Annotated in this window: 11 protein-coding genes and 1 pseudogene; 10 read left to right on the top strand and 2 right to left on the bottom strand. The window is 72.8% G+C overall.

Translation table 11 applies throughout. The features are described from left to right. Positions 1-324: 324 nt before the first annotated feature. Both AB8Z36_RS15495 and AB8Z36_RS15490 read right to left on the bottom strand, forming a co-directional pair. A pseudogene (locus AB8Z36_RS15495) lies at positions 325-1,110 on the bottom strand (cupin domain-containing protein); the annotation flags it as partial. Between the two features lie 80 nt (positions 1,111-1,190). Further along, positions 1,191-2,333 carry a YihY/virulence factor BrkB family protein gene (locus AB8Z36_RS15490; RefSeq protein WP_369213878.1) on the bottom strand — a complete coding sequence of 381 codons (1,143 nt, stop codon included), beginning with the start codon at positions 2,331-2,333 and terminating at the stop codon, positions 1,191-1,193. Positions 2,334-2,350: 17 nt separating this feature from the next. Here AB8Z36_RS15490 and AB8Z36_RS15485 point away from each other — a divergent pair, with 17 nt between their 5' ends. The 10 genes from AB8Z36_RS15485 to AB8Z36_RS15440 all read left to right on the top strand — a co-directional run. After that, positions 2,351-3,985: an acyl-CoA dehydrogenase family protein gene (locus AB8Z36_RS15485; protein WP_369213877.1), complete on the top strand. Its 1,635-nt coding sequence runs from the start codon at positions 2,351-2,353 to the stop codon at positions 3,983-3,985. Positions 3,986-4,255: 270 nt separating this feature from the next. Then, positions 4,256-5,545: a GAF domain-containing protein gene (locus AB8Z36_RS15480; RefSeq protein WP_440581926.1), complete on the top strand. Its 1,290-nt coding sequence runs from the start codon at positions 4,256-4,258 to the stop codon at positions 5,543-5,545. Between the two features lie 45 nt (positions 5,546-5,590). Beyond that, positions 5,591-6,178, top strand: a complete 588-nt coding sequence (locus AB8Z36_RS15475) for a GNAT family N-acetyltransferase (RefSeq protein WP_369213875.1) — start codon at positions 5,591-5,593, stop codon at positions 6,176-6,178. 111 nt (positions 6,179-6,289) lie between these two features. Beyond that, on the top strand, positions 6,290-6,373 hold the full coding sequence (locus tag AB8Z36_RS15470) for a putative leader peptide (RefSeq protein ID WP_330166862.1): 84 nt from the start codon (positions 6,290-6,292) through the stop codon (positions 6,371-6,373). A 135-nt stretch (positions 6,374-6,508) separates the two neighbouring features. After that, the gene (locus AB8Z36_RS15465) at positions 6,509-8,206 is read left to right on the top strand and encodes a nitrite/sulfite reductase (RefSeq protein WP_369213874.1); all 1,698 of its coding nucleotides are present in this window, start codon (positions 6,509-6,511) and stop codon (positions 8,204-8,206) included. Next, a complete protein-coding gene (locus AB8Z36_RS15460; protein ID WP_369213873.1) occupies positions 8,203-8,382 on the top strand; it encodes a hypothetical protein in 180 nt (59 codons plus the stop codon). Before AB8Z36_RS15465 ends, AB8Z36_RS15460 begins: the two co-directional genes overlap by 4 nt. Further along, positions 8,379-9,095, top strand: a complete 717-nt coding sequence (locus AB8Z36_RS15455; RefSeq protein WP_369213872.1) for a phosphoadenylyl-sulfate reductase — start codon at positions 8,379-8,381, stop codon at positions 9,093-9,095. Before AB8Z36_RS15460 ends, AB8Z36_RS15455 begins: the two co-directional genes overlap by 4 nt. Then, positions 9,092-9,661 carry an adenylyl-sulfate kinase gene (gene cysC / locus AB8Z36_RS15450; protein WP_369213871.1) on the top strand — a complete coding sequence of 190 codons (570 nt, stop codon included), beginning with the start codon at positions 9,092-9,094 and terminating at the stop codon, positions 9,659-9,661. The genes AB8Z36_RS15455 and cysC overlap by 4 nt, the downstream gene beginning before the upstream one ends. Continuing rightward, on the top strand, positions 9,658-10,596 hold the full coding sequence (gene cysD / locus AB8Z36_RS15445) for a sulfate adenylyltransferase subunit CysD (protein ID WP_369213870.1): 939 nt from the start codon (positions 9,658-9,660) through the stop codon (positions 10,594-10,596). The genes cysC and cysD overlap by 4 nt, the downstream gene beginning before the upstream one ends. Before the next feature lie 2 nt (positions 10,597-10,598). Beyond that, positions 10,599-11,947: sulfate adenylyltransferase subunit 1 (locus AB8Z36_RS15440; protein ID WP_369213869.1), on the top strand; the 1,349-nt coding region annotated here is incomplete at its 3' end.

The following is an 11,947-nucleotide window of genomic DNA, read 5'->3' as shown; positions in this document are numbered from 1 at the left end:
CGGCTGCCGGGCGCGGTCCTGTGGACCCGCGCCGGGGCCGACGGCGGCGACGAAGAGCCGCCCCTCCCGCCACAGCAGATCCATGCAGCCGTCGGGGAGCACCGGCCGGACCGCCGCACCGTCGCCGSGGGCGGCCCCGGCGCGGTCCTGTGGACCCGCGCCCGGCAGCCGGGAGGCCCGCTCCCGGTATGCGGTGTGCTGTTCGGCCACGTCCCTCCCCCCCCCCCCCCCCCCCCCCCCCCCCCCCCCCCCCCCCCCCCCCCCCCCCCCCCCCCCCCCCCCCCCCCCCCCCCCCCCCCCCCCCCCCCCCCCCCCCCCCCCCCCCCGCCAGTTGGTCAGGTACGTCATCGGGGGCTCCCCCACCAGCTCCGCGAACCGCCGGGCGAGCGCGGCCCGGGAGACACCCGCCTTCGTCGCGAGGTCCGCGACGGTCCAGGGGTGGGCCGGGTCGTCCTGGAGCAGCCGCAGGGCGCGGCCGACGACGGGGTCGCCCATCGCCCGGTACCAGGCGGGCGCCTCGGCCTCGGGCCGCGAGAACCAGGCCCGCAGGGCGGCGATCAGCAGCAGGTCGAGCAGCCGGTCGAGCACGACCTCCTGGCCGGGGTCGTCGCGGTTCATCTCCTCGGCGAGCAGCGGCGTGAACGGGCAGTCCCACACGTCCGTGGGCAGCGCGAGGAGGGGCGGCAGGGCGTCGAGCAGCCGCCCCGTGATCTCGCCCCGCATCTGGTACGTCCCGATCAGCATCTCCACGGAGCTGTCGCGGCTCTCGCCCCAGGCGCGCAGCCCCAGGCCGGTGTAGCGGGCGACGGGGGCGCCGTCCAGCGGCACGCAGTGCTCGCCGGGCCTGATCTCGGCGAAGGGGGCGATGCCGGGGTCGTCGGCGCAGGTGTAGTGGCCGGGACCGCAGGCGATGGCGAGGTCGCCGGGGCGCAGGTGCTGCGCGGCCCCACCGCTCCGGGGAGTGATCCACGCCGAACCGCGCACCATGATCATGACGGAGATGGGCGCCTCGTCGGCGATGCGCACGGACCAGGGCGGGTCGAACAGCGCCCGGATCATGAAGGCGCCGCGCGCCCGCGGCCCTTCGAGCAAGCCTGCGAGTACGTCCATGGCGGCAGCGTAGACGCAGGCATGTCCGAGCCCGTCCGGCGATTGAGGACGAACCCGGCGGAGCCGGTGATCCGGGGCGCCTACTGCTCCGGTGGCTGGTCGCCGCTCTTCTTCGCATGCGTGCGCAGCCGGGACGTCACGTCGTCCGGGGGGAGGAAGCGGGACCAGCGCTCGGGGAACTCCGAGGGCATCTCGGGGTCGTCGGGGTCGGCGTCGGCGTACGCCTCGCGCGCGGCGGCGGCGCGGGCGACGACCTCCGCCGCCTGGGCCTCCCTTATCCGGTCGTTCGCCGCGCGCGCCGCCGCCGTGGCGACGGACGGCCACACGCGGTCGATGGCCGCGTTGACCGCCGCGCCGACCAGGACGGCGAAGGCGGAGACGCCGATCCAGAGCAGGACGGCCACCGGCGCCGCGAGGGAGCCGTAGATGGTCGGGCCCTCCACCGTGCTCGTGAGGTAGATGCGGAGGAGGAAGCTGCCGAGGACCCACATCGCGAGCGCGATCAGCGCGCCCGGCATGTCCTCGACCCATGGCGAGCGCACCGGCACGGACACGTGGTAGAGGGTCGTCAGGAAGACCACGGAGAGGATGACGACGACCGGCCAGTAGAGGATCTGGACGACCGTCGTGGAGCCGGGCAGCAGATCCACCACCGCGTCGGGCCCGGCCACCATCAGCGGCAGCGCCACCGAACCGATCAGCAGCGCCACGATGAAGAGCCCGAAGGCGAGTATCCGGGTCTTGACGATGCCGCGCACGCCGTCCAGGCCGTACATGACCGTGATCGTGTCGATGAAGACGTTCACCGCGCGCGAGCCGGACCACAGGGCGAAGAGGAAGCCGATGGAGATGACGTCGGGGCGGCTGACCTTGAGGACGTCCTCCAGTATCGGCTGCGCGATCTGGCTGACGCCCCGGTCGGACAGGACCGTACGCGACGCCTCCAGGATGTTGTTCTGGACGCTGGCGATCGTGTCGGCGCCCGTCCACCGGTCGACGTAGGCGAGCAGCCCGATCAGACTGAGGAGCAGCGGCGGCACGGAGAGCAGCGTGAAGAACGCCGCCTCGGCCGCGAGCCCCAGGATGCGGTACTCGACGCACGAGTTGACGGTGTCCTTGAGCAGCAGCCAGGCGGTCCTGCGCTTGGAGACGTTGCGATACAGGGCGCGGGCCCTGTTCCAGCGCCCCGAGGGCCGCCCGGGTGTTTCTTTTGCCTGGTGCACCTCCTTACCGTAGCGGCATGGCAGCCACCACCCACACAGTGACCAACCAGGCTCCGCCCCTGGTGGGATATGACGTATTCGCGTCCGACCGGGCTCTCGTGGAGGGCGTGGAGCGGCATCTTCCCCCGGAGCTCCTCGACGCGGCCCGCGAGGAGCTCTCGCTGCTCGGCCGCAGCGCCGGTTCGGCCCAGGCGCAGGAGTGGGGGACGCTGGCCAACGAGAACCCGCCCGTGCTCCGCACGCACGACCGCTACGGCCACCGGATCGACGAGGTCGACTTCCATCCGTCCTGGCACCGGCTGCTCGGCAAGGCGGTCGGCGCGGGCCTGACCGCCGCGTGGTCGCGGCCCGGCGGGCATGTGCGCAGGGCCGCCGGGTTCCTGGTGTGGTCGCAGACCGAGGGCGGGCACGGCTGCCCGGTGTCGATGACGCACGCGGCGGTGCCCGCGCTCCGCGCCGACCCGGCGCTGGCCGCCGAGTGGGAGCCCCGGCTGACGTCGACCGTCTATGACCAGGAGCTGCGCCCGGCGGCCCAGAAGGCGGGCGCGGTCTTCGGGATGGGCATGACGGAGAAACAGGGCGGAAGCGACGTACGGGCCAACACGACCCGGGCGCGTGGCCTCGCCGAGGACGGGACGTACGAGCTGACGGGCCACAAGTGGTTCTGCTCCGCCCCCATGTCGGACGGGTTCCTGGTGCTCGCCCAGGCCGAGCGGGGGCTGACCTGTTTCCTGGTGCCGCGCGTCCTGGAGGACGGCACGCGCAACGTCTTCGCGATCCAGCGGCTGAAGGACAAACTGGGCAACCGGTCCAACGCCTCCAGCGAGGTCGAGTTCGACGGGACGTGGGCGCGCCGGGTCGGCGAGGAAGGGCGCGGGGTGCGCACCATCATCGAGATGGTCGCGGCGACCCGGCTCGACTGCGTGATCGGCTCGTCGGCGCTGATGCGGCAGGCCGTCGCGCAGGCGGTGCACCACGCCACCTACCGGGAGGCGTTCGGCGGCAAGCTCATCGACAAGCCGCTGATGCGCAACGTACTGGCCGATCTGGCGCTTGAGTCGGAGGCGGCGACGACGCTGGCGATGCGCCTCGCCGCCGCGTACGACGACGGGGGCGAGCAGGAGCGGGCGTTCCTGCGGCTCGCCGTCCCGGCCGCGAAGTACTGGGTGACCAAGCGGTGTACGCCGATGGTCGGCGAGGCCCTGGAGTGCCTGGGCGGCAACGGCTACGTCGAGGAGTCGGGCATGCCCCGGCTGCTGCGCGAGGCGCCCCTCAACTCCATCTGGGAGGGCTCGGGCAACGTCCAGGCGCTCGATGTGCTGCGGGCGCTCCAGCGCGAGCCGCTGGCGCTGAACGCCTTCCTCCAGGAGGTCGGCACGGCGCGCGGCGCGGACCACCGCCTGGACGCGGCGATCAAGGACCTGCTGACGGAGCTGGCCGACCTGGAGGGTGTCGAGGCGCGGGCCCGGCGACTGGTGGAGCGGATGGCGCTGGTGCTCCAGGGCTCGCTGCTCGTCCGGTACGCGCCGCCCGAGGTCTCCGACGCGTTCTGCGCCTCGCGGCTCGGCGGCGACTGGGGCGCGGCGTTCGGCACCCTGCCGCACACCCTGGACCTCGCCTCGGTGGTGGAGCGGGCGGCCGCGCGTCCCTAGCGCGCCCGTGCCCGCTGACACGGGGGTGGTGCTGCGCCGACACGGCACCACCCCCGCACTACCAGCCCCTTGAGGAGCGTGAACACCGCACGGGCGGCGTCGCGTCCAGAGTCGTCCGCCCGCCGGGCGCACGCCAGAGTTGCATGAGGTTGCAACGCGCGACGGGACCCCGGTCCCTTCCTCGTCGAACCATCACGTGCGGGCGCGCATCCGGGGCACGATGAGGGGATGCCCCGGCACACCGGTCCGGCCGGAAAGGAATCCGCGGTGATGGACGCCCCCTCGACGATCGACCTCGCGCGGATCACCGCCATGGATCCCGGCCACGCCGCGCGGCTGCTGATGAAGGTGCGGGACGCCGCCCTGTCCGGGCGCCGCCCGCAGGTGCTGCCGCGTCCCGTGATCGGCGAGTCCTGGGGGCGCATGCTGACCGGTGGCGTGGACCCCGACCACGGCCACGGGTCGCGTCCGCTGGGCGAGGAGGAGCTGGAGCAGCGCAGGCGCGCCTCGCCGCTGGCGGAGGTGCTGCCCGTGGTGCGGCAGGCCCTGGTCTCCGTGGCGGACGCCGCACGGCACATCATGGTGGTCAGCGACGCGGACGGCCGGGTGCTGTGGCGCGAGGGCAACGCGGCGGTGCTGCGGCAGGCGGACGCGCTCGGCTTCGTGCCGGGCGCGGACTGGAGCGAGGACGCCGTCGGCACCAACGGCGTCGGCACCCCCCTGGTGGTGCGGCGCCCGGTGCAGGTCTTCTCCGCCGAGCACTTCGTACGCACCCAGCACGCGTGGACGTGCACAGGCGCCCCGGTGACCGATCCGCGCGACGGCAGGCTGCTCGGCGTGATCGACGTCAGCGGCCCGCTGCAGACCATGCACCCGGCGACGCTCGCCCTGGTCGACTCGGTGGCCAAGCTGGCGGAGGCCCGGCTGCGGGAGCGGCACGAGCGGTCGCTGAACCGGCTGCGCGCGGTCGCGGCCCCCATCCTCGCCCGTCTGGAAGGGCGGGCGGTCGCGGTGGACGTGCACGGCTGGACCGCCGCCGTCACGGGCATGCCGCTCGATGACCGCCTCGCCCTGCCCAAGTCCCTCATGGCGGGGCGCGCCTGGCTGCCCTCGCTGGGCGTCTGCCGGGTGGAGCCACTGCCCGGCGGCTGGCTGCTGCGCCTGGAGAGTCCGGGCGAGGAGGCCGAGCCGCCCTCGGCCGCCCGCCTCGTCCTCGACGTCAGCGGGTCCCGCCGCTGGACCCTCACGGCTCTGGGCGGCGCCCGCGACTGGACGCACGAGCTGAGTCCGCGCCACGCCGAGCTGCTCTACGTCCTGTCCACCCACCCCACCGGCCGCAGCGCCTCCGACCTGGCCCGGGACATCTTCGACGACCCGGCGCGCACGGTGACGGTCCGCGCCGAGCTGTCCCGCGTCCGCCGCTATCTGGGCGGGCTCCTCGAGCACCGCCCCTACCGCTTCCACGAGGACGTCGAGGTCGACGTGGTCCTCCCCCGGGACCCGGCGGCGCTCCTGCCGCACTCGACCGCGCCCGCCGTACAGCGCGCACGGCACCCATGACGCCCGCCGCACGACGCGCCCGCCGCCCATGATTCGCTGAGCCCCATGAGCCTCACTGTCACCACCTGGTCGCTTGAGCAGACCTCCCCGCGCGACCTGCTGCCCGCCGCCGCGCCCGAGGGCGACGTGCGCGTCGCGCGCGCCGAAGTGCCCTCGCCCGAGTTCAGCCGCTTCCTCTACGCCTCCGTCGGCGGGGACATCCGCTGGACCGACCGGCTGCCCCTGACCCACGCCGAGTGGGAGAAGCTGCTGGACCGTCCCGGCGTGGAGACGTGGGTCGCCTACGACCGGGGCACTCCGGCCGGGTACGCGGAGCTCGCGGCGCGCGGCGAGCGGGGCGACCAGGCCGAGGGCGTCGTCGAGATCGTCTACTTCGGGCTGCTGCCCGCCTTCCGGGGCCGCAGGATCGGCGGCCACCTCCTGTCGTACGCGGTCGCGCGCGCCTGGGACCTGGCGGGGCGGTGGCCGGGGCTCGCGCCGACCGAGCGGGTCTGGCTGCACACCTGCTCCAAGGACGGCGAGCACGCCATGGACAATTACCTGCGGCGCGGTTTCCGCCTCTTCGACACCAAGGTGGAGCAGGAGCCGGACGTGGCGACGCCGGGCCCGTGGCCGGGGGCGGCGCGCGGCTGAGAACGCCCCCCGGATGTGACCGACGACACCCTTGTCCACGATGCGGGACAAGGGTGTCCGCATTCTGGATAATGCTGGACTGGGCCGAAAGTCCCGTGACACGCTTCCGTCATGGATCGCACTGGAATTGCCTTGGTGAGTCGGCGTCACGTCGACCTCGGCCGCATGTCCAGCGCCATGTGTCCGGCTCGCTGATCGACTCAGCACCGCCGCACATCTGATCATCGCCTTTCCCTTACTTTCTCCCTGCGCAGAGCCGCGCGCACCTTTTCCGTGCGCCCATACCCGCAGGCCAGAAGCGCTTTCCCGCTGCCCGAAGGACGTATCCCCATGCCCGCCACGCCAGAGAAGCCCGCCCCAGCCACGCCCCGCCGCAAGGCGAGCCGTCACCGCGGCGAGGGCCAGTGGGCCGTGGGTCACTTCACGCCGCTCAATGGGAACGAGCAGTTCAAGAAGGACGACGACGGTCTCAATGTGCGGACACGCATTGAGACGGTCTACTCGAAGCGCGGCTTCGACTCCATCGACCCCAACGACCTGCGCGGGCGCATGCGCTGGTGGGGTCTGTACACCCAGCGCAAGCCCGGCATCGACGGTGGCAAGACGGCCGTCCTCGCACCGGAGGAGCTGGACGACGAGTACTTCATGCTGCGGGTGCGCGTGGACGGCGGGCGCCTGACCACCGAGCAGCTCCGCGTCATCGGCGAGATCTCCGAGGAGTTCGCGCGCGGCACCGCCGACCTCACCGACCGGCAGAACGTCCAGTACCACTGGATCCGCATCGAGGACGTGCCCGAGATCTGGCGCCGGCTCGAAGCAGTCGGGCTCCAGACGACCGAGGCGTGCGGCGACACCCCGCGCGTCATCCTCGGCTCCCCCGTGGCGGGCGTCGCCGAGAACGAGATCATCGACGGCTCCCCCGCCATCGACGAGATCCAGCGCCGCTTCATCGGCAACCCCGACTACTCCAACCTGCCGCGCAAGTTCAAGACGGCGATCTCCGGCTCCCCGCAGCTCGACGTCGCGCACGAGATCAACGACATCGCCTTCGTCGGCGTCCACCACCCCGAGCACGGCCCCGGCTTCGACCTCTGGGTCGGCGGCGGCCTGTCCACCAACCCCAGGCTGGGCGTCCGGCTCGGCGCCTGGGTGGCCCTGGACGACGTGCCCGACGTGTTCGGCGGTGTCATCGGCATCTTCCGCGACTACGGCTACCGCCGCCTGCGCAACCGCGCCCGCCTGAAGTTCCTCGTCGCCGACTGGGGCCCGGAGAAGTTCCGCCAGGTCCTTGAGGACGAGTACCTCAAGCGGAAGCTGACCGACGGGCCCGCCCCCGAGCAGCCCGCGGGCGTCTGGCGCGACCACCTCGGCGTCCACCGGCAGAAGGACGGCCGCTTCTACGTGGGCTTCGCCCCCCGCGTCGGCCGTGTGGACGGCACCACCCTCACGAAGATCGCCGAGGTCGCCGAGGCCCACGGCTCCGGGCGGCTCCGCACCACCGCCGAGCAGAAGATGATCGTGCTCGACGTCGAGCGGGAGCAGGTCGACTCGCTCGTCTCCGCGCTCGAAGCGCTCGACCTGCGCGTCAACGCCTCGCCCTTCCGGCGCGGCACGATGGCCTGCACCGGCATCGAGTTCTGCAAGCTCGCCATCGTCGAGACCAAGGCGCGCGGCGCCTCGCTCATCGACGAACTGGAGCGCCGCATCCCGGAGTTCGACGAGCCGATCACCATCAACCTCAACGGCTGCCCGAACGCCTGCGCCCGCATCCAGGTCGCCGACATCGGCCTCAAGGGCCAGCTCGTCCTGGACGACGCGGGCAACCAGGTCGAGGGCTACCAGGTGCACCTGGGCGGCGCCCTCGGGCTCGACGCCGGGTTCGGCCGCAAGGTGCGCGGCCTGAAGGTCACCGCCGATGAGCTGCCGGACTACGTGGAGCGCGTCCTCAAGCGCTTCCAGGCCGAGCGCGAGGACGGCGAGCGGTTCGCCGCCTGGGCCGCCCGCGCCGAAGAGGGGGCCCTGAAGTGAGCGAGCGTGCGGCGCCCTTCCACTGCCCCTACTGCGGCGACGAGGACCTGCGCCCGAACGAGACCGGACACGGCGCCTGGGAGTGCGCGGCGTGCAACCGGGCCTTCCAGCTCAAGTTCCTCGGGCTGCTCGCCCGGGGCGTACAGCGCACCGACGGTGGAGAGGAGCGGATATGACGGCCACTCAGCAGCTGACGAAGCGCACGGACGACGAGCTCAGGGCGCTCGCCGAGCAGGCCGGGCGCGACCTTGAGGACGCCTCGGCCCTGGAGATCCTCACCTGGGCCGCGGACACCTTCGGCCCCCGGTTCTGCGTGACCTCCTCCATGGAGGACGCGGTCGTCGCCCACCTCGCCTCGCGGGCCCTGCCCGGCGTGGACGTCGTCTTCCTCGACACGGGCTACCACTTCCCCGAGACCATCGGCACCCGCGACGCCGTCGAAGCGGTGATGGACGTCAACGTCATCACCCTCACGCCCCGGCAGACCGTCGCCGAGCAGGACGCCGAGTACGGCCCGAAGCTGCACGACCGCGACCCCGACCTCTGCTGCAAGCTGCGCAAGGTCCAGCCCCTCGAAGAGGGCCTGACCGGGTACGCGGCCTGGGCCACCGGACTGCGCCGCGACGAGTCGCCGACCCGCGCCCACACCCCCGTCGTCGGCTGGGACGAGAAGCGGCGGAAGGTCAAGGTCTCGCCGATCGCCCGCTGGACGCAGGACGACGTCGACGCGTACGTGAACGAGCACGGCGTCCTCACCAACCCCCTCCTGATGGACGGCTACGGCTCGGTGGGCTGCGCGCCCTGCACCCGGCGCCTCCTCGAAGGCGAGGACGCGCGGGCCGGACGCTGGTCGGGCAACGCCAAGACCGAGTGCGGAATCCACGGATGACCGCGGCAGAACGAGCAGTTCAGGAGAGTGAAGTGACCGGAGCCACCGTCTGGCTCACCGGCCTGCCCAGCGCCGGGAAGACGACCATCGCGTACGAGCTGGCGGGCCTGCTGCGCACGGCGAACCGCCGGGTCGAGGTGCTCGACGGCGACGAGATCCGCGAGTTCCTCTCGGCGGGCCTCGGCTTCAGCCGCGAGGACCGGCACACCAACGTGCAGCGCATCGGCTTCGTCGCCGAACTCCTCGCCCGCAACGGCGTGCTCGCCCTCGTCCCGGTCATCGCGCCGTTCGCCGACAGCCGCGAGGCGGTGCGCAAGCGCCACCAGCGCGGCGGCACCCCCTATCTGGAGGTGCACGTCGCGACGCCGGTCGAGGTCTGCTCCGTACGCGATGTGAAGGGCCTGTACGCCAAGCAGGCGGCGGGCGAGCTCTCCGGGCTCACCGGGGTCGACGACCCCTACGAAGAGCCCGAGTCGCCCGATCTGCGCATCGAATCGCAGGACCAGACGGTGCCGGAGTCCGCCGCGGCCCTGCTCGCTCTGCTCACCGAAAGGGGTCTGGCATGACCACCGTGGCCACCGTGACCGACGAGGGCACCGACAGCCCCTACGCGCTCAGCCACCTGGACGCCCTGGAGTCCGAGGCGGTGCACATCTTCCGCGAGGTGGCGGGCGAGTTCGAGCGGCCGGTGATCCTCTTCTCCGGCGGCAAGGACTCCATCCTGATGCTGCACCTCGCGCTGAAGGCGTTCGCCCCGGCCGCGGTGCCGTTCTCGCTGCTGCACGTGGACACCGGGCACAACTTCCCCGAGGTCATCGAGTACCGCGACCGGGTGGTGGCCGAGCACGGGCTGCGCCTGCACGTCGCCTCCGTGCAGGAGTACATCGACGCGGGCAAGCTGCGCGAGCGCCCCGACGGCACCCGCAACCCGCTCCAGACCGTGCCGCTCACCGAGAAGATCCAGAGCGAGCGCTTCGACGCGGTCTTCGGCGGCGGACGCCGCGACGAGGAGAAGGCCCGCGCCAAGGAGCGGGTGTTCTCGCTGCGGGACGAGTTCTCGCAGTGGGACCCGCGCCGCCAGCGCCCCGAACTGTGGCAGCTCTACAACGGACGGCACGCCCCCGGCGAGCACGTGCGCGTCTTCCCGCTCTCCAACTGGACCGAGCTCGACGTGTGGCAGTACATCGCCCGCGAGGGCATCGAGCTCCCCGAGATCTACTTCGCGCACGAGCGCGAGGTCTTCCAGCGGTCCGGCATGTGGCTGACCGCCGGTGACTGGGGCGGCCCCAAGGACGAGGAGACCGTTCAGCGGCGCCTGGTGCGCTACCGCACGGTCGGCGACATGTCCTGCACCGGCGCCGTCGACTCGGACGCGACGACGCTGGACGCCGTCATCGCCGAGATCGCCGCGTCCCGCCTCACCGAGCGCGGCGCGACACGGGCCGACGACAAGCTCTCCGAGGCCGCGATGGAAGACCGCAAGCGCGAGGGGTACTTCTAACCATGAGCAACACCACCGCCGTGACCGAGCAGTTCGCCGATCTGTCGGCCACCACCCTGCTGCGGTTCGCCACCGCCGGTTCCGTCGACGACGGCAAGTCCACCCTGGTGGGCAGGCTGCTGCACGACTCCAAGTCGGTCCTCACCGACCAGCTCGAAGCGGTCGAGCGGGCCTCCGCGAGCCGCGGCGCCGGGGCGCCCGACCTGGCGCTGCTCACCGACGGCCTGCGGGCCGAGCGCGAGCAGGGCATCACCATCGATGTGGCCTACCGCTACTTCGCGACCCCCCGGCGCCGGTTCATCCTGGCCGACACCCCGGGGCACGTGCAGTACACCCGGAACATGGTGACCGGCGCCTCGACCGCCGACCTCGCCGTGGTCCTGGTCGACGCCCGCAACGGCGTCATCGAGCAGACCCGCAGGCACGCCGCGGTCGCCGCGCTGCTGCGCGTCCCGCACGTGGTCCTCGCCGTGAACAAGATGGACCTCGTCTCCTACGACGAGACCGTCTTCGCGACGATCGCCGAGGAGTTCACCGCGTACGCCGGTGAGCTGGGCGTCCCGGAGATCACCGCGATCCCGATCTCGGCGCTCGCCGGTGACAATGTCGTCGAGCCGTCCTCGAACATGGACTGGTACGGCGGCCCCACGGTCCTGGAACACCTGGAGACGGTCCCGGTCAGCCACGACCTGGCGACCTGCCACGCCCGGCTCCCCGTGCAGTACGTGATCCGCCCGCAGACCGCCGAGCACCCCGACTACCGCGGCTACGCGGGCCAGATCGCGGCCGGCACCTTCCGGGTGGGCGAGTCGGTGACGGTCCTGCCGTCCGGCCGCAGCTCGAAGATCGCCGGGATCGACCTGCTCGGGCAGCCGGTGGACGTGGCGTGGACGCCGCAGTCGATCACGCTGCTCCTGGCGGAGGACATCGACATCGCGCGCGGCGACCTGATCGTGCCCAGCTCGGACGTCCCGCCCGCCACGCAGGACATCCAGGCCACGGTCTGCCATGTCGCGGACACGCCGCTCGCGGTCGGCCAGCGGGTGCTGCTCAAGCACACCACCCGCACGGTCAAGGCGATCGTCAAGGAGATCCCCTCCCGGCTCACCCTGGACGACCTCTCCCAGCACCCGGCCCCCGGGCAGCTCGTCGCCAACGACATCGGCCGCGTCATCGTCCGTACCGCCGAGCCCCCCCCCCCCCCCCCCCCCCCCCCCCCCCCCCCCCCCCCCCCCCCCCCCCCCCCCCCCCCCCCCCCCCCCCCCCCCCCCCCCCCCCCCCCCCCCCCCCCCCCCCCCCCCCCCAAGCACACCACCCGCACGGTCAAGGCGATCGTCAAGGAGATCCCCTC

Source organism: Streptomyces flavofungini, from assembly GCF_041028215.1.
Lineage (GTDB): Bacteria > Actinomycetota > Actinomycetes > Streptomycetales > Streptomycetaceae > Streptomyces > Streptomyces flavofungini_B.
Note: the sequence above shows the minus strand (reverse complement) of the source record. Positions and strands in the feature narration are given on the sequence as shown.

Bases quoted from the DNA above. Each gene is read 5' to 3' on its own strand.
- AB8Z36_RS15480 (WP_440581926.1), top strand. From the start codon at position 4,256: ATGGACGCCCCCTCGACGATCGACCTCGCGCGGATCACCGCCATGGAT.
- cysC (WP_369213871.1), top strand. From the start codon at position 9,092: ATGACCGCGGCAGAACGAGCAGTTCAGGAGAGTGAAGTGACCGGAGCC.
- AB8Z36_RS15475 (WP_369213875.1), top strand. From the start codon at position 5,591: ATGAGCCTCACTGTCACCACCTGGTCGCTTGAGCAGACCTCCCCGCGC.
- AB8Z36_RS15470 (WP_330166862.1), top strand. From the start codon at position 6,290: ATGGATCGCACTGGAATTGCCTTGGTGAGTCGGCGTCACGTCGACCTC.
- AB8Z36_RS15485 (WP_369213877.1), top strand. From the start codon at position 2,351: ATGGCAGCCACCACCCACACAGTGACCAACCAGGCTCCGCCCCTGGTG.
- AB8Z36_RS15465 (WP_369213874.1), top strand. From the start codon at position 6,509: ATGCCCGCCACGCCAGAGAAGCCCGCCCCAGCCACGCCCCGCCGCAAG.
- AB8Z36_RS15455 (WP_369213872.1), top strand. From the start codon at position 8,379: ATGACGGCCACTCAGCAGCTGACGAAGCGCACGGACGACGAGCTCAGG.
- cysD (WP_369213870.1), top strand. From the start codon at position 9,658: ATGACCACCGTGGCCACCGTGACCGACGAGGGCACCGACAGCCCCTAC.